At 57.5% G+C, this 16802-nt stretch carries 14 protein-coding genes; 9 read left to right on the top strand and 5 right to left on the bottom strand.

Going from position 1 to position 16802, the window contains the following annotated elements:
* The first annotated feature begins 118 nt into the window (after positions 1–118).
* Both AC5ZG5_RS41575 and AC5ZG5_RS41570 read left to right on the top strand, forming a co-directional pair.
* Positions 119–1225, top strand: coding sequence for a histidine decarboxylase (locus AC5ZG5_RS41575; protein ID WP_456646515.1), 1107 nt, complete (start codon positions 119–121; stop codon positions 1223–1225).
* A 571-nt stretch (positions 1226–1796) separates the two neighbouring features.
* The gene (locus tag AC5ZG5_RS41570) at positions 1797–2405 is read left to right on the top strand and encodes a helix-turn-helix domain-containing protein (RefSeq protein ID WP_456646496.1); all 609 of its coding nucleotides are present in this window, start codon (positions 1797–1799) and stop codon (positions 2403–2405) included.
* A gap of 391 nt (positions 2406–2796) precedes the next feature.
* Here the strand turns inward: AC5ZG5_RS41570 and AC5ZG5_RS41565 are convergent, their stop codons facing one another.
* The 4 genes from AC5ZG5_RS41565 to AC5ZG5_RS41550 all read right to left on the bottom strand — a co-directional run bounded on the left by AC5ZG5_RS41565 (position 2797) and on the right by AC5ZG5_RS41550 (position 7909).
* Positions 2797–3705 (bottom strand): LysR family transcriptional regulator, encoded by a 909-nt coding sequence (locus AC5ZG5_RS41565; RefSeq protein WP_456646497.1) that lies wholly within the window; start codon positions 3703–3705, stop codon positions 2797–2799.
* Between the two features lie 302 nt (positions 3706–4007).
* A complete protein-coding gene (locus AC5ZG5_RS41560; protein WP_456646498.1) occupies positions 4008–5657 on the bottom strand; it encodes an acyl-CoA synthetase in 1650 nt (549 codons plus the stop codon).
* A 72-nt stretch (positions 5658–5729) separates the two neighbouring features.
* Positions 5730–6224, bottom strand: a complete 495-nt coding sequence (locus AC5ZG5_RS41555) for a Rid family hydrolase (RefSeq protein WP_456646499.1) — start codon at positions 6222–6224, stop codon at positions 5730–5732.
* Positions 6225–6535: 311 nt separating this feature from the next.
* Positions 6536–7909, bottom strand: a complete 1374-nt coding sequence (locus tag AC5ZG5_RS41550) for an NAD(P)/FAD-dependent oxidoreductase (protein WP_456646500.1) — start codon at positions 7907–7909, stop codon at positions 6536–6538.
* Positions 7910–7959: 50 nt separating this feature from the next.
* Here AC5ZG5_RS41550 and glnT point away from each other — a divergent pair, with 50 nt between their 5' ends.
* The 4 genes from glnT (at position 7960) to AC5ZG5_RS41530 (ending at position 12462) form a co-directional block, all read left to right on the top strand.
* A complete protein-coding gene (gene glnT, locus AC5ZG5_RS41545; RefSeq protein WP_456646516.1) occupies positions 7960–9450 on the top strand; it encodes a type III glutamate--ammonia ligase in 1491 nt (496 codons plus the stop codon).
* 23 nt (positions 9451–9473) lie between these two features.
* A complete protein-coding gene (locus AC5ZG5_RS41540; RefSeq protein ID WP_456646501.1) occupies positions 9474–10370 on the top strand; it encodes a class II glutamine amidotransferase in 897 nt (298 codons plus the stop codon).
* A gap of 68 nt (positions 10371–10438) precedes the next feature.
* Positions 10439–11134, top strand: coding sequence for a GltB/FmdC/FwdC-like GXGXG domain-containing protein (locus tag AC5ZG5_RS41535; protein WP_456646517.1), 696 nt, complete (start codon positions 10439–10441; stop codon positions 11132–11134).
* A complete protein-coding gene (locus AC5ZG5_RS41530) occupies positions 11134–12462 on the top strand; it encodes an FMN-binding glutamate synthase family protein (protein ID WP_456646502.1) in 1329 nt (442 codons plus the stop codon). The genes AC5ZG5_RS41535 and AC5ZG5_RS41530 overlap by 1 nt, the downstream gene beginning before the upstream one ends.
* Before the next feature lie 31 nt (positions 12463–12493).
* On the opposite strand, the gene AC5ZG5_RS41525 is transcribed toward AC5ZG5_RS41530, so the two are convergent.
* Entirely contained in the window at positions 12494–13528 is a 1035-nt protein-coding gene (locus tag AC5ZG5_RS41525) for a helix-turn-helix transcriptional regulator (protein WP_456646503.1), read from the bottom strand.
* 764 nt (positions 13529–14292) lie between these two features.
* Here AC5ZG5_RS41525 and AC5ZG5_RS41520 point away from each other — a divergent pair.
* From AC5ZG5_RS41520 to AC5ZG5_RS41510, 3 genes are all read left to right on the top strand, one after another.
* Positions 14293–14664: a hypothetical protein gene (locus AC5ZG5_RS41520; RefSeq protein ID WP_456646504.1), complete on the top strand. Its 372-nt coding sequence runs from the start codon at positions 14293–14295 to the stop codon at positions 14662–14664.
* A gap of 81 nt (positions 14665–14745) precedes the next feature.
* Positions 14746–16032, top strand: coding sequence for an ABC transporter substrate-binding protein (locus AC5ZG5_RS41515; RefSeq protein ID WP_456646505.1), 1287 nt, complete (start codon positions 14746–14748; stop codon positions 16030–16032).
* A complete protein-coding gene (locus AC5ZG5_RS41510; protein ID WP_456646506.1) occupies positions 16032–16802 on the top strand; it encodes an ABC transporter ATP-binding protein in 771 nt (256 codons plus the stop codon). The genes AC5ZG5_RS41515 and AC5ZG5_RS41510 overlap by 1 nt, the downstream gene beginning before the upstream one ends.

The following is a 16802-nucleotide window of genomic DNA, read 5'->3' as shown; positions in this document are numbered from 1 at the left end:
CACGGCTCCTCATCGCCTTCGCCAGATCATCCTATCCCCGTCGCAGAGCAATTGGTCGTGTGAGAAATACGGGCTAGACCTCCATGATCGCGAACGGCTCGACGATTTGTTCCAGTCGATGGAGGAGGCAAACGCGTGTTTTCTCGGCTATCCGTTTGCGAAGGGATTCAACTACGAACCGTTGTGGCGCTTCCTGAAGCTGACGGCCAACAACATCGGAGATCCATTCAAATCGGCGACCTATCGCGTCAGCTCGCGCACCTTCGAATGCGAAGTCATCGAATTCTTTGCGCGGTTGTTTCGGGCACGGTCGGACGAGTTTTGGGGCTATATCACCAACGGAGGGACAGAGGGAAACATCTATGGGTTGTATCTGGGCCGAGAGCGGTATCCGAACGGCGTCGCGTACTTTTCGCAAGACACTCATTACAGTGTGAGCAAAGGGGTTCATCTGCTTGGGCTCGAATACCGTGTCGTGCGTTCCGAGCCAAATGGCGAAATGAGCTATGACGATCTGTGGCAGCAGGCGGCCGGCGCGCGACATCGCCCGGCCGTTGTGGTCGCCAATATCGGCACCACAATGAAAGAGGGCAAGGACGATGCACGACGAATCCGCGCTGTGCTTCGAGACATCGGGATCAACGACGTTCATATCCATTGCGACGCGGCGCTGTGCGGACCGTACGCGCCCTTCTTGACGCCAAAACCGGCGTTCGATTTCGACGATAGAGCCGATTCCATCACCGTCAGCGGACACAAATTCCTCGGCTCGCCGATACCTTGTGGTGTGGTTCTCACGCGCAAGCAGCATGTAGAGCGCATAATGCGCGCGATCGATTATATCGGCACCTCGGATCCCGCGTTGAGCGGATCGCGCAACGCGTATACGCCGATCGTCCTCTGGTATGCGATCCGTAGTCTGGGTATCGAAGGGATCAAGCGCTCCTTCCATCAATGTGAGCAGCTCGCGGCCTACGCAGCCGAACAGCTGAATGCCCGTGGCGTGAGTGCGTGGCGTAATCCCAATGCGCTGACTGTCGTCTTTCCTCCTGTCGAAGAAAGCATCAAGACCAAGTGGCAGATTGCGACTCAGGATGTCAGCCACCTGGTCGTTATGCCGGGAACGACCAGACGCCAGCTCGATGCGCTAATCGAAGCGATGACGACCAGAAGGGTGAGTCTCGAAGAGGCTGACGTTCGTGGTGGCTGCGCATGGCGCGCTTAGCCCTAGCATCGGAGTAGGTGAGGTGCTTCAGAGTTATCGAACTTAACAACCCAGGCAACGAGCCTGATTGCGGTCTCTCCGACGCATGATGCCTAACAGCGGAGCAGAGGTAGTCCGGGCAGAGGATGTCGCGACTTTGCCGTTGCATGCCCGCGCTAGGCTTGGTATCGGCCGAACGTTCGGTGGTCCCAGACGAGGTGAGTGTCGGCTAAACCCTCAAACGCGCGCGCCAGGCGTTTCGGCCTTGTCAGTTCGCCGCAGAATCCGGCGCTGCTTACCAGGCCAACATTGGTGCGGTCTCATCGATCGGATCCGTCACCTTCGGCTAAGCACTGCCGACAAGAAATTGATAACGTGGCTGCGCGTTCTGGCGAACGTCGTCGACGCGATCATCTAGGCGGAGCACTGCCAGTATGGTTGCGGATCAAGCGGAAGAAGCAATGGCGACAAACGACCGTCGTTAGACGCAAAACCGGGTCATATCTTGTACGAGCATATCTCGGAGGACGCCGCGTTGGGTAAGGTCAAGCGAGCGGATCACAAGCGCCGAAGTAAGCTTAGGAAAGCACGCATGCCGGAGCGGCTTCCGAGTGCCGCTGCGGCGACCGCAAGGGCGCCGATCGATGAGAGAATGGGCGCTGCCATTCGACGTGCTCGGCTCGCGCGCGGACTTACGCTTGGCGATGTTGCACAGGCAACATGTATTTCAGTCCCGATGCTCAGTCGTTTCGAAACGGGGCAATCGGCGGTCACCATTGTGCTGCTTGAACGTATCTGCGCGAGGTTAGGTACGGACCTCTCGACCTTTTTCAGTGAGGTTGAGCAAAGGACGGGCGAGGCTCGACTCATCAAGGCCTCTGATCAAATGGAGGTCGTCCGCTCAGGTACCAAGTACGGGCACAGCTATCGTTTGCTCTCGTGTCAAAGGGGAGCACGGAAGGTTTTCGAACCCTTCCTCATCGATATAGACAAGCAGGGCGAAAGCTACGCGCGGTTTCGGCATCCCGGAACAGAATTCATTTATATGCTGAGGGGTAGAATGCAATATCGTCTTGAAGACAGAACCTTTCTCATCGAGCCGGGTGATGCATACACATTCTGTGCCAATGTTCTTCATGGCCCGGAAAAGCTGTTAGACGATCACATCCAGTTCATCACGGTCATGATATACGCAGAATGATAATAGGAACAGGTGACACGATGGGACGCAGTCGCCGCTCCGAATACGTCGGCTCCTGTGCAGTCAGCGCCAACGGCGCAATAGGACAACCGCTCGCAACTGCTTTCACTCTGCTCATTCAAAGCTCAGCGGCCCTCTACAATGTAGGCGAGCTTCCCTTCCAGATGGCGGGATCACCCAGAGAAGGCTAAGCACCGCCTTAATGTGGACCAGCGGTCGCTTGACCATACGCGCGAAGACGTGCCTGGGCTCGTTGTGGCGGTGGCGCCGGACGTGAGCTTGGCGTCGGGCGAGTTTGCGGCATTCTGTGTGGCCCACCTCAACAACGAACCGAGGATTGCTGCCATGGTAGTTTAGCTAGGGTGTGCGCTTTCGATAAGCTGATGCGATCTTAAACGGTTGCCGGTATCAGTGCTTTCTTGCAAAGGCGAGCTACCCACCGACAGAAGGCACGTGAGAGCTCGGGGTTATCACTGCGGTCGACCGCATAGGCCCGATACTGCATGCCGCTAGGAGTACGCGATCCTGGTATCACATGCAGAACGCCCCCACGCACCAGATCGCGGAGAATGATTTCGGGTGCCACCAGAAGGCATCGTCCGGTCATGACCGCCGGCAGGGCAAGGTAGTTGTGATCATATCGCGCTCCCGACTTTATGTCTTTTGAGCTCAGTTTCATCGCCCTTAGCCATGTGGGCAGTATGTCGGGCCGGGACGTGATGTTCAGAATCGGCAGCGAGCGAACAACCGACAGGCCTTTGCCATTGACGTGATTCGGAGAGCCCACGCATACGAGTTGCTCGTTGTAGAGTTCCCAATTGTCGGCCGGCTCGATTACGGATAGGTCGCGTGTAATCAAAACGTCGAAATCGTCGGAGGATGTCGGCAGGGATAGTGAACTAATCACGTCCACGGTTACCCCGCCCATCTCAGCGGAGAACGCCTGGAGGTTCGGAATCAGAAGCGAGTAGGCGAAGGTCGGAAGCGAAGTGCGCACCACAATCCGATTACCTTCCGGAGGGGGGCGGCGGCGCATCCTCTTGGCAGTGAAGCACACCGTATCCAGCGGTTCGGCGACCGTGTCCGCAAAGAGCCGTCCGAACTCTGTCAATCCGCTCCGCCCACCGCGCCGCTCCATCAGGTTTGTGCCCAGATACTCTTCCAGCACGGCTAGGTAGCGGCTGACCGAGCTCTGTGTCGTTCCCAAGGCATTGGCCGCGCGCGTTACGCTTCTTTCGCGGGCGATCATCACGAATGCCCGGATCGCGTTAAGGGGTACTCCTTCGTCTTCGGGGCCCATTTTTTAGTCCGGCAAGCGTTTCCGTGGCTCAGGTGATTTTGAGTTAAGCAAGATCCAAAGGGCAGCATTGGCTTCAAGGATGGTCCGGCTGACTAGTCAGGGCTACTTGGAGAACGTCATCGGAGGTGAACCTGGTCTCTCATGTAAGTTTTTGTCTAAATGACCTTCAGCATCGGAAAGACCCCGGAGCTCGTTGAAGCTCCGGGCAGTGGAGGGAGGAGCGCCCAACAGCGCGCTGCCGACATTTGCCAGGTATACTTAGCTCGGCACAGCGTGCGAATCACAAGCTCAGGTCAAGCGGACTAAGCAGAAATCGCCATCGCCGACCCAACCCGGTCGCGCAGCACGAATTTCTGAATCTTGCCGGTGGAGGTCTTGGGAAGCGAGCCGAATACAACAGCCTTCGGAGCCTTAAATCCAGATATGTGCGCCCGGCAGAAGCCAATGATTTCCGCCTCGGTAACGGTGGCGCCATTCTTCAGTTCGACAAAGGCGCAAGGTACCTCGCCCCATTTCGGGTCTGGCTTTGCCACCACAGCCGCAAGTAACACGGCGGGGTGCTTGTAGATCACATCCTCGACTTCGACGGATGAGACGTTCTCGCCGCCTGAGATAATGATATCCTTGTAGCGGTCCTTAATGATCACGTAGCCATCCTTGTCGAGCACCCCAAGGTCACCTGTGTGAAACCAGCCGCCTGCGAAAGCTTGCTTCGTAGCCTTCTCGTTCTTCAAATAGCCCTTCATCACAACATTGCCACGGATCATCACCTCACCCATGGTCTCACCGTCTTGCGGCACCTGGCGCATGGTTTCGGGGTCGAGCACCGTGACACTTTCCTGCAATGGATATTGCACACCCTGTCGGCGCTTTAGCATTGCGCGTTCTTCGAGCAGCAATTCATCCCAACCTGGTTGCTCGGCGCAAATCGAGGAAGGCCCAAAGACCTCGGTGAGGCCGTAAATATGTGTCAAGTTGATGCCGATCTTTTGTGTGCCCTCGATCACGGGAATTGGTGGAGCCGAGCCTCCGATTAACCCTATGATGCTCCGCTTAAGGTGGCCAGTAGGAGCGTCTGGCGCATTGATTAGCATGTTATAGACGATCGGAGCTCCGCAGATGTGGGTCACTCCGTGCTGCTCTATCAGAGCGAAAATCTTGGTCGGCTCGACTTTACGTAAACAGACGTTAATTCCAGCTGCCGCGGCAATAGCCCATGGAAAGCACCAGCCGTTGCAGTGAAACATTGGCAGTGTCCACAGGTAAACCGGGTGCTGGCCGAGATTGGCCGCCAGGATATTGCTGACCTCATTGAGATAGGCGCCACGATGATGGGTGACGACGCCCTTTGGATCGCCTGTGGTGCCTGAGGTGTAGCTGAGCGCAATTGCGTTCCATTCATCGTCACGATAGCGGGGGACGAACGCAGGATCGCCCAGCGCCAAGGCAGATTCGTAATCGATTTGCCCGATTGGACCGCCACTACTGTATGCCGCATCTTCGACGTCGATGACGTACGGCTTCGACCCCTTCATCAACTTGATGGCTTCGGCGATGACACCGGAGAATTCCGGATCAACTAGAATGACTTTCGCGCTCCCGTGATCGAGCTGAAAGGCAATGGAGGGCGGATCCAGCCGAACATTGAGCGTGTTCAGCACCGCTCCCACCATTGGCACGGCGAAGTGAATCTCAACCATCTCCGGCACGTTTGGGAGCATGGCGGCCACCGTGTCGCCTTCACCGATGCCGCACGCGGAGAGATAGGAAGCAAATCGTCGGCAACGGCTATAGGTCTGAGCCCATGTGAAGGTGCGATGCTTGTAAACGAGGCTGCGGAGATCCGGGTACACAGCTGCTGTGCGGCATAAAAAGCTTAGCGGAGTTAACGGCACGTAGTTGGCTTGATTTCTGTCCAGGCCGATCTCGTACGGATTCTGCTTCTCGCTCATCGGTCTCCTCCTCGGGTACTCCTGGCTGCCTGTTCGGACATCTGATCAGCGCCGGATCAGATAAGTCGCATCTCACCCCACCAAGGCATACGCTTCGATTTCGACGAGTTGCCAAGGACGCAACATCGAGGTGACTTGTACAAGGGTTGAAGCTGGCCGAATGGAGCCGAATGTTTCCAAATGGGCCCTTGCCACTTCGTCCGCATCGGCAATATCGCGAACGTACACCACGGTCCGGACGACATCGGTGAGCTCCGCGCCCGCTGCCTTAAGCGCGACCGAGATTGTCGTTAAAGCGGCTTTTGCCTGTTCATAAGCGCTGCGCCCTTCGAAGTCGGCTGGAGCGCATGTGCCGGATACGTGAACTTGGCCATGCTTCGCCACAGCTCGCGAATACCCAAAAACACCCTCGTATGCTCCACCTGAGGATATGTTTTTTCGGTCCTGTTGTGTTCTCGCGTGAGTAGCCATTTCACTTCCCTCAGAGTCATGTGACATCACAGCGGTACCGACGGATCCGAGCTTGTATGACGAAGCTGGAAAACCCGGCGACGAAGCCTTGTCCATGCTAGTGCGATCTAGTTCGATCTTCTGCTTTCCGACCACTCGGAGAGCGATCGTCCTTCTCACCACCCCGCGATGCGAGCTACGCAAAGCGTGTCCTCGTCCGACACGGTCCCGGCGTATGGGCAGAGTGCCGAGCTTCGGTTGCTCAAATTGTTCCTTCAATACGTCAATCGACCGATTGTGCCGCGATCGCTGAGAGCCCCGCGAGACCAGGCAAATGCCCAAAGATTGGCGAGGCCCGACGCGGTAAGTGCTGAGCGTCGTGCCCCGACCTCCGCATGTTCGCCCTGCATGTGGCCATTTCACCTCCGTCAAAATCCTGCAACGTCGCGGGCGCGGTACCATGCTTCAACCACGGGTACCGCAGGTTTCGCGAAGGCGTGCAAAACATGGCTCGGAAAGGTCAGCTCATCAAATGCCGATCGACCTTCCGCCTTTCCGAGCATCTGGAGCGCAATCCGTCGCCCAAAATGCGTGGAGCGAGAAACCCCGGTTCCGCAATATCCCATTGCGTAATGGATCCCATCGGGGGTTCGACCCAAGTGCGGAAACTCATCAAATGTGTAACCAATAAGACCGCTCCAGGCGTAGGAAATCTTCACATCTCTCAACACCGGAAACGTCCGCAGTACATCGCGCGCGAGATGGGAGTACGCGGCGAGGGCGGAATCGCCAGCGAAATGGTTTGCGCGTCCGCCCCATATCAGTCGATTCTCGCTTGGTGCCGGGCGGAAATAGAAGAACACACGGTTGGTGTTACCGTACACGCGCCTTCTTGGCATCAACTGGCTAAAAATCTGCTCTGGAATCGGCTCGGTAGTCAGTTGCGCCGAGCGGATTGGAACGATCCGCTTTCGAAAGAATCTGCCGACGTTTTTGGTGTAGCCGTTCGTCGAAACCAGGATGTCTCTGGCCTTAATCTGAAAACCATCGAAGTGTAGCGTATGTTCAGCACGTCCGGTCGTGATCCCGAGTACGGGCGCATGACCATGAACCATAGCACCAGCTTCGATGACGCGGTTAAGCAGACCCGCATGGTACTTGCCCGGATGAAGGCTCGCGTCGTTCGGTAGTAGCGATCCGCCGTGAAACAGATCCGAGCCGATCTCCTTGTGTTGCTCGTTTCGGCTGATCATGCAGGATTCGACGCCAACGTAACGCTTCAGATCCTCCATGTCGCGGGCCATATTATCGTAATGCTCTGGACGCATCGCGCCACGGAAGCGCCCGCAGCGCGTAAATGAGCAGTCGATATTCTCTTTTCGGATCAGAGCTTCGATCCCGTCGAGCATCTCGATTCCTTCACGAAGCAGCTCGACGGCTTTTCGTTCGCCTTTCATTTGGATGAGAGTCTTCACCCGAAACTTCTGATTTCCGCTGCCAACCTGGCCGCCGTTGCGAGTGCTCGCACCAAAGCCGGGCGCGCCAGCGTCAACGACCACAACGTGCCGTCCCGCGCGAGCGAGGATCAAAGCGGCAGAAAGTCCAGTGAAGCCCGCTCCAATGACGACAACGTCGGCTTTCTTAGCGGGGGTTGCCCAAGGCCCGGTGATCGGGGGCGCCGCGCGCCACCAGAATGGGATCGCCGGCGTTGACCAGTACTTTGCCCAGCCTTCCGCGAGCTCCCATAGGCGAATTCCTATCGGCTCATCTTCGGCATTGGCGATCTTGACGGAGCGTGACACCTGACATCCTTTTTCGGCGACTTGCATATGATAAAAATGACTTGCAGGAAATGCAAGACATCAATACAAGCGTCGCTGCCGGCATGGGCAACTCGTCAGACCTAGTGCAACATGGCGAGGAGCCGATCAAAGGAGAAGTCCAAATGCATCTGCCGAACGCGTGGACTGGCGCAATGGCACCAGGAAGCCTTGCTACCCCCAAGCAGCTAGACCTAGCTGAGGCTCAAGCTTTCCTGATGCAGGCGGGTGTCCGGTACGTACTCGCGCAATTCGTCGATCTACATGGGGTCGCAAAGAGCAAAGCCGTTCCAGTGCAACACCTAGAAGGTGTTTTGACGGAAGGCGCCGGTTTTGCTGGTGGGGGCGCGTGGGGGCTTGGCATGCTTCCCCATCAAGCCGAATACATGGTGGTTTGCGAGCTCGATACGTTGATGGTGACCCCATGGGCGCCGGGATATGCGCGCATGATGGGCGTCGGTACTGTGAAGGGGGCGGCGCATCCAATCGACACGCGTAACGTTCTGAAGAAGCAGGTCGCGCGACTTGCTGAGCGCGGCTGGACATTCAATACAGGCCTCGAGCCTGAGTTCATTTTGCTGCGACGCGAGGCGGACGGGAGGCTGTCGCCATTTGATGGCACCGATACGCTCGTCAAGCCCGCATATGATTACCGCGGCCTCATGCGTGGGCGAAGCTTCCTTGAGCGCGTGACGGAATGTCTACAGGCCGTCGGGATTGACGTCTATCAAATCGATCATGAGGACGCGAACGGACAGTATGAGATCAACTTCAAATACGCCGATGCGCTGAAGACGGCAGACCAGGTTGTCTTCTTCAAGATGGCAGCCTCAGAAATCGCGCATGATCTCGGTGCGATCTGCTCCTTCATGCCCAAGCCGCGCAGCAACTCGACCGGCAGTGGCATGCACATCCATTGCTCGATATCGGATGGGGGCGGGCGCAATCTCTTTCATGAGGACGCAGACCCGAACGGAATGGGCTTGAGCAGGCTCGCATATCATTTCTTAGGCGGCGTGCTGGCGCATGCGAAGGCGCTAACGGCGATCCTGGCGCCGACCGTGAACTCCTACAAGCGTCTTGTCGTTGGTCGCACCGTGTCCGGCGCGACATGGGCTCCAGCCTTTATCGCCTATGGCGACAATAATCGCACCGCGATGGCGCGGATACCCTACGGCAGGCTTGAGATTCGCACTGGCGACAGCAGCATGAATCCGTACCTCGCAACTGCTGCGCTCATTGCCGCGGGTCTTGATGGCATTGAACGTGAGCTCGACCCTGGGGCGCCCAGAAACGTCAACTTCTATGGTCTCTCACTGGAAGCAATCAAGGAGATGGGCGTAGATCTGCTGCCGCAGACGCTCAGCGAAGCACTCGATGCCCTCGAGGCCAATCGATTGTTTGCCGGCGCTCTCGGTGAGCCGGTCATTAAAGAGTTCGTGTCGCTGAAGAGGTCGGAGTGGCTGGAATACCACCGCCACGTGTCCGATTGGGAAGTAGAAAGATATCTCAGCTTCTTCTGATCTCACCTGTGCCGGAGAGCATGATGTGTGGAATTGCAGGCCTATTCATCAAAGGAACCCGACTTCAGCCGCAACTCGGCGAGTTGCTTGCGTCAATGACCTCGACCTTGTGTAGCCGGGGGCCCGATTCGGCCGGTTTTGCGCTCTACACGGCAGATGAGCCGGGAATGACAAAACTTACCCTGATCTCTGTAGGGGGAAGGTCGGACTTCGAAGCACTCGCAGTCATGCTCTCACGATCAGTAGGCGCTCCGGTTTCGGTGACAAGCCGGTACACGCATGCCGTTTTGACCGTGCCAACGGAGCACGTGAGCCTCTGCCGCGATTGGCTACTTGAGAATGCTGAGGATGTTCGGATTGTCAGCGAGGGGTTCAATCTCGAGATCTACAAGGAGGTCGGCTATCCTGACGAGGTCGCACGCGCGTTTGATATTGCCTCTGTTTCTGGCACGCATGGCATCGCCCACACCCGCATGGCGACCGAGTCCGCAGTGACCACGACGGGCGCTCACCCGTTTTCGACCGGACCCGACCAATGCCTGGTCCACAACGGCTCGCTCTCCAATCATGCATCTCTTCGGCGTGAGCTTCAGCGCGACGGTATCGTCCCGCAGACGCAGAACGACACCGAAGTGGCCGCCGGCTACCTAACGCGCGAGTTGAAGCGCGGGAGAACGCTCGAAGAGGCTCTACAGTCAAGCCTAAGCGACCTCGATGGGTTCTTCACTTTTGTTGTTGGCACAAAGACCGGGTTCGGCGTGTTGCGCGATCCAATCGCTTGCAAGCCTGCTGTGATGGCCGAAAACGATGACTATGTTGCGTTCGCATCCGAGTATCGGAGCCTGACATCCCTGCCAGGGATCAAAAGCGCGCGGGTGTTCGAACCGAAGCCCGCAACACCTTACTTCTGGGAGCACTAGGGATGAATCAGATCGACATCAGCACATGGTCAGAACGCGATCTCAATCAGCTCCGCTCGTCTAATTTCATTCGCCAGATTGATCTTCTGACGATGCCGCTTCGTGATCTCAACGCGATATTGCAGGCGCTCGGCAGGAGTACGAATACGGACGAAGCATCCTTTCGGGTCCTGAACCCGAATGGAGCGCACGCGATTGCGGTCGGCATCGATGCGCCTGTGGATGTCGAGATCGCAGGCCACGTGGGCTATTATTGTGGCGGTATGAACAAGTGGGCCAGCATTGTCGTCGACGGAAATGCCGGCCAGGGCGCCGGTGAGAACATGATGTCCGGCCTGATCCACGTGAAAGGCGATGCCAGCCAGTGTGCTGGCGCGACCGCGCATGGCGGCCTTCTATTGATCGAGGGAAATGCGAGCGCCCGCTGTGGCATTTCCATGAAGGGCGTGGACATCGTCGTGAAGGGCCACATCGGACATTTGTCGGGCTTTATGGGGCAAACCGGGCGCTTGGTTGCCTTTGGCGATGCCGGGGACGCTTTAGGCGACTCAGTTTACGAGGCCCGCATCTACGTTCGCGGCAAAGTGGAGAGTCTTGGCGCGGATTGCATCGAAAAGGAGCTGAAGGACGAGCATCGCGCCGAGCTCTTCGCGCTCCTCAAGCAGGCTGGAGAGGCTCACAAGATCGATGTGTCGGAATTCCGACGCTATGGATCTGCCCGCAAGCTCTATAACTTCCACATCGACAATGCCGGGGCTTATTGATGAACGCGATCGAGAGAACGTGGGGGTATACTCCACCGCGCCCGTCCGCCACTTTTGACGCATATGCGATTGCAGAAATACGGCGCGCCGCCGCGACAGGTATTTACGATATTCGCGGTGGCGGCACCAAGCGGAAGGTGCCGCATTTCGATGATCTTCTGTTCCTGGGTGCATCAATGTCGCGCTATCCCCTGGAGGGCTACCGCGAGCGCTGTGACACCAGTGTGGTCCTTGGCGCGCGTTTCGCCAAGAAGCCAATTCAGCTCGCGATTCCGGTCACCATCGCAGGGATGAGCTTTGGCGCCCTGTCGGCCCAGGCAAAGGAGGCGCTCGGCAGAGGAGCAAGTCTGGCGGGCACGTCTACGACAACGGGCGACGGAGGCATGACGCCGGAGGAGCGGGGGCAATCCAAGACGCTCGTGTACCAATATCTGCCGTCTAGATACGGCATGAACCCGGACGATCTGCGCAAAGCGGATGCGATCGAGATCGTCGTAGGGCAGGGTGCCAAACCCGGGGGTGGTGGCATGCTGCTTGGGCAGAAGATTTCCGATCGCGTCGCAAGAATGCGGTCGCTCCCAATGGGAATAGATCAAAGATCCGCTTGCCGCCATCCGGACTGGACTGGGGCAGATGATCTGGAAATCAAGATACTCGAGCTGCGCGAACTGACCGGCTGGGAAAAGCCGATCTATCTAAAAATCGGTGCAAGCAGGCCGTATTACGACGTTGCCCTCGCTGTGAAAGCCGGGGCAGACGTCGTCGTCCTCGACGGAATGCAGGGTGGTACCGCCGCGACGCAAGATGTCTTCATCGAGCATGTCGGAATACCGATTCTAGCTGCGATCCGCAGCGCGGTGCAGTCATTGCAGGACCTAGGTCAGCATCGAAAGGTGCAATTGATCGTCTCGGGCGGAGTTCGCAGCGGCGCCGATGTCGCTAAGGCTCTTGCCCTTGGGGCGGACGCGGTGGCGATTGGGACTGCGGCGTTGATTGCGCTTGGTGACAACGACCCCCGCTATGAGGACGAATACCGTGCGTTGGGGACCACCGCGGGCTGCTATGATGATTGGCACGAGGGCAAAGATCCGGCAGGGATCACCACCCAAGATGCCGTTCTCGCAGCGCGACTCGATCCGGTGCTCGCTGGCCGTAGGCTTGCGAACTACCTCAAGGTCATTACTCTCGAAGCGCAAACGATCGCGCGTGCGTGCGGCAAGAGCCGGCTGCACAATCTGGAGCCGGAAGACCTTGTGGCCCTGACCGTCGAGGCCGCGGCCATGACACGGCTTCCGCTGGCGGGAACAAGTTGGATACCGGGCGCTTAGCCTCTGCTCTCTTTGGAGATCGAAGAGCTGTCTACCAGACGTCGCGGCCGTGAGCGCGTTTGCAAGGTGTCTCGGCGAGCAAAAGCCCCTCGGACATGGCCCGGCCGGCGAGCTGTGCCCGCGAGACACAGCCCATCTTCGCAAGGATATGCTCGATGTGAGTTGAGACGGTGCGCGGTGATACGAACAACTGCTCCGCAATCTGCGGATTGGAGGCTCCGGTTGCAACCAGATGCAAGACCTGGATTTCTCTGAGCGAGAGATCATATGGCCACGGAATTAGCTCTTCCGTAACTAACACCATATTGCGCTGGCAAGGTATGATTGCGACGCGGTGGCAAAGGCTACCCTCATCGGCCCATACGAATCGCCGGGGCGTCCAAGGCCTGAGCTTTTCCAGCAGCAGTCGGCGCAGGGCGCCCCCTTCACCTAGATGTGGGCCCGGTGCGCGCGATAGAAGGTCAAACGCTGCGCCACTCGAGGATATGACGAGCGCAAAAGAATTGGGCGCCACGCCTTCGGCCAGAAGGCGCGGCGTACGCAGCTGATCGCATAGCTCCGCCAAAATGGGGCGGAACCGTTGGATAATTTCTCTGCGCTCATCGGTTGCTGCGGCCGAAGAGGTCCAGCTCAGATGAAACGCTCCGACGTAACGCCCCTCGGGCAGCCGCAAACACATTGTCGCGCCTTCCTTAAAGCCCGAAGGGATGAGATGCTCACGTGCGGATAGTGTTTCTGGAAACCAAAGATTCCAATCGCGCTCACAGTCACGCCAGCGTAGCGCGCGCGGATCGTCCCGATGCGCGATTGCAAATGCTGGGTTTTCTCTTACGAACTCATCATTGATATGGGCGAGTACTGAATCGGAGTAGCCATCACTGGCGAGTGCCTGATGTCGATGGCTCTGTGACAGTGGATCCCACGCGCTAAGGGTGAAAGCAGAGCACCGCACCAGGTCGCGAAGAAGGCGCGTGACCTCCGATGCCTTATCGATCAGTTCCGCCCCCCCATCGAGCGATGTCGCCTGCCAGGGGACAATCACCGAACTTGCAAATCCTGCGCTCACTGCTCCTCTCCTTAAGGTTTGTTCCGGAAGGAGCCAGCCGGGAGTGTTCGGGTCATGCTAGTGTTTCTTGAGCGAATGTCGTGCCGCTTTATTGGGATAGAACGGCTCCAAGCTGCTCGTTTCTTGGCCAATTTACGACAGATCAGACCCGATGGCACTGGCTATTCACCCGTTCGGTGACATGAATGAGGCCGGACTCGATGAGGGGCGCTGTTCATGATTGGCAACGGGCAGTCGGCTCGCAAAGTGGTGGCTATAGGAAGTTGAACGCCCCTTTGAGAGCTGCCGCATCAAACCCTGCCAAGTTCTTCGGCACCTGATCAGCCGCGCGCCGCTCGCTGACATCCGCAAAATCGGTCAACTGACGTATTGAAGCAAGGTCTTGCGCATCCGAAGCTTGGTGATCGCAGCACTTGATTTCGAAGTGCAGGGGACCGCATTCGGAGAGCTCGCTCTTTCGTTAGCACGCAGCGCACAGCTTCATCAAGTGCGACAGTAAAAGGATGATCGAACGAACAGCTACGATAAAGGAAAGAGGAGGCAGCAATGTCCCACTGCTCCGAACATCTGAAGCATGGCAAAGCCACCCGATGTGCAGTCTGTGATGGCAGATTTGGTCTCATCCGATACTGCTCGTGGCGAACGCCCCTTTGCTCCAAGAATTGCGTCGATCGTTTCAGAGCTCGCCGAGAAGGTGACCGCAACTGGGTGGGCCGGCTCCAAAGCGCCCTCGATCACCTGTCAGAGCACCGCGCGAGGGCTTCATGACATTCCCAATCTCGCAACTTGGCAACGAATATTTGGAGGCAACACGGACTTTACCCGCACTGCTCAAAGCCAAGACAGACCGAGCGATTGCGCTCAGCTTAAGGCCTGCGATTACCAGCGGCGGGTTGAGCAAGCACACGTTTGGCCGCAGCCGGCCGGCTGATCGCTGGGATCTAATAGACAAGGCGATCGGCACTTCGGACCTAAGTTGGCGTGAAGCGCCGTCGGCGACGGTGCAATTCTGCGTCCGACGCTCTGATGACGCTGAAGGCGATGCTGGTACTGGCGAACGGCCGGTTGCCGCCGCGAAACCCCAGGGCTCGGTTCTATTACAGTTGCATGAAGTAAAAATGACTTGCAGGAAATGAAAATCGCAGATACGGTTTTGTGATCGGTAGGTGCAGCCCGGGTCTTGCCGATGTCGCGAACTACAGGAGGAGGGTGTTCAGATGACTTTAAAGTTGACCAGGCGGGCAGTGACTGCAGGGCTCAGTGCATCTATCGCAATGCCGTGGATTGCACGGTCTTTCGCCTTTAGTGGCAAGCCCATCGTTCTTGGCGTTCCGGCGGCGCAAACGTCGGCCGCAGGTGTCGCCGACCATCTCGATTTTGTTCAGGGGACGACCCTGGCCATGGAAGAGATCAATGCGGCGGGAGGAATTCTTGGTCGCGAGCTGAAGCTATTTACGGTCGACATCGATGTGCTCTCACCGGAGAGCAGCAAGCAAGCCATCGCTGCATGCGTCGATGCCAATGTAGATGCGGTTTCCTTTGCATTCACTCTGGTGCCGATCCCGGCAATTGATGCGTCGGCCAAGTACAAGTGCCCCCTGCTTTATGGAAATGCCCAGCGCGCCGGTGCCGAAGCGGTCAAGAAGAATCCGAGCAAATACAGCCACGTGTTCCAGACCGCCCCATCCGAGGTCAACTACGGCTGGACTTTTCCACTCTGGTTGGAGCACGAGGAGAGGCGCGGAGTCTGGAAGCCGAAGAACCGGAAGGTTCACATCATCCAGGAGCAGGTCGCTTATTGCCAAACGATTTCCAAGGCGGCGCAGGAAGCGATCAAGGGCCAAGGAAAATTCGAGGTCGCTCGGATCACCGACATCCAATATCCAGTTCAAGATTGGGCTCCAGTCATTCGGGAGATGAAGGAGGTGGGTGCCGCGGCGATCATGGTCGATCATTGGGTCGCCGCCGAATATGCTGCGTTCTGTAAACAGTTCGTTGCCGACCCCGTTCCGAACTCGCTGGTCTATCTGCAGTACGGCCCTTCACAGCCCGAGTTTTTGACGCTGGCGGGCAATGCGGCGAACGGGTTTGCGTGGTCGACGACGATGGGCCTTTATGCCGACGAGAGAGGGCGCGAGTTCGCTCAAAAATACAAGAAGCGGTTCCCCGGAATTATGGGACTTGCCTATCCGGGAATCTCATATGACCACACCTACTACCTAAAGAAGGCGTGGGAAGCAGTCGGTGATCCCCGCAAATTCAAGGAAGTCTGCGATTGGATTCGCGCCAATCCGCTGCGTGGGGTTTGCGGCTATCTGAATACGGGCAACCCATATCAAGAAGGCGTACACTTCCCGAACAACCATGGTGACGAGATCCAGACTTCCGAATTCGAGAAGGGGATCGCTCAACTCTACTTCCAGGTCCAGAACGTAGAGCACAAGCTCATTTTCCCCAACGAGGTCTCCGAGGCGAAGCTTCAGCCTGCTCCTTGGTGGGTCTGATGTTGAGGCGCGCAAACCCAGGCGTTCAGCGGGGCGGAATTCCGCCCCAGGCCCTGTTTTCCTGCACTGGTATTCATCTCGACCTCGGCGGCCGCGAAATTCTCCGCAACATCAGCCTTGGCCTCGGAGTAGGTGAGGTGCTCGGAATCATCGGCCCCAACGGTGCAGGCAAGACGAGTCTGTTCGAGGTGTTGTCCGGACGCATGGCGCCCAAAAGTGGAGCGGTGACATTCCAGGGCGAAGATGTCACGGCCGTGCCGCTGCACGCACGCGCAAGGCTCGGAATCGGCCGAACCTACCAGACGCCGGTCATTCCAGACGAGCTGACAGTAGGCGAAACCTTCAAGGCCGCACGACAGGCGTTTCGACCTTACCTGACCAAGTTCGATGCAGAGTACGGCGCCGAGCTTGTTAACCTGAAAGTGGACGAGGACACGCCGGCTACGCAGCTGGAAACACTTAATCGCCGCAAGCTGCTCTTGGCGTGTCTGTTGATGCGTCGTCCGTCGCTATTGCTGATGGATGAGCCGGCGGCCGGCCTGATTAATTCCGAGGTCGACGAAATCGACTTTCTGCTCCGCTTACTCTCCAAAGAGATGAACATTGCCATCATCATCGTGGAGCACCGCATTGAGCTCCTGGCCACGATCGCCGATCGCGTCATGGTGATGGACGCCGGCGAGGTCATCTCTGAGGGTCTGATGAAAGATGTGCTTTCAGATCCGAAGGTGCACGCGGCCTATTTCGAAAACGTAGACGAGGCAGCTTGA

It is taken from the genome of Bradyrhizobium sp. Ses1 (genome assembly GCF_059512365.1).
Note: the sequence above shows the minus strand (reverse complement) of the source record. Positions and strands in the feature narration are given on the sequence as shown.

What these genes read in the sequence shown, in the direction of transcription:
- AC5ZG5_RS41575 (WP_456646515.1), top strand. Translation starts at nt 119, where the DNA reads ATGGAGGAGGCAAACGCGTGTTTTCTCGGCTATCCGTTTGCGAAGGGA.
- AC5ZG5_RS41570 (WP_456646496.1), top strand. Translation starts at nt 1,797, where the DNA reads ATGCCGGAGCGGCTTCCGAGTGCCGCTGCGGCGACCGCAAGGGCGCCG.
- AC5ZG5_RS41565 (WP_456646497.1), bottom strand. Translation starts at nt 3,705, where the DNA reads ATGGGCCCCGAAGACGAAGGAGTACCCCTTAACGCGATCCGGGCATTC.
- AC5ZG5_RS41560 (WP_456646498.1), bottom strand. Translation starts at nt 5,657, where the DNA reads ATGAGCGAGAAGCAGAATCCGTACGAGATCGGCCTGGACAGAAATCAA.
- AC5ZG5_RS41555 (WP_456646499.1), bottom strand. Translation starts at nt 6,224, where the DNA reads ATGGACAAGGCTTCGTCGCCGGGTTTTCCAGCTTCGTCATACAAGCTC.
- glnT (WP_456646516.1), top strand. Translation starts at nt 7,960, where the DNA reads ATGCAAGACATCAATACAAGCGTCGCTGCCGGCATGGGCAACTCGTCA.
- AC5ZG5_RS41540 (WP_456646501.1), top strand. Translation starts at nt 9,474, where the DNA reads ATGTGTGGAATTGCAGGCCTATTCATCAAAGGAACCCGACTTCAGCCG.
- AC5ZG5_RS41530 (WP_456646502.1), top strand. Translation starts at nt 11,134, where the DNA reads ATGAACGCGATCGAGAGAACGTGGGGGTATACTCCACCGCGCCCGTCC.
- AC5ZG5_RS41520 (WP_456646504.1), top strand. Translation starts at nt 14,293, where the DNA reads ATGACATTCCCAATCTCGCAACTTGGCAACGAATATTTGGAGGCAACA.
- AC5ZG5_RS41515 (WP_456646505.1), top strand. Translation starts at nt 14,746, where the DNA reads ATGACTTTAAAGTTGACCAGGCGGGCAGTGACTGCAGGGCTCAGTGCA.
- AC5ZG5_RS41510 (WP_456646506.1), top strand. Translation starts at nt 16,032, where the DNA reads ATGTTGAGGCGCGCAAACCCAGGCGTTCAGCGGGGCGGAATTCCGCCC.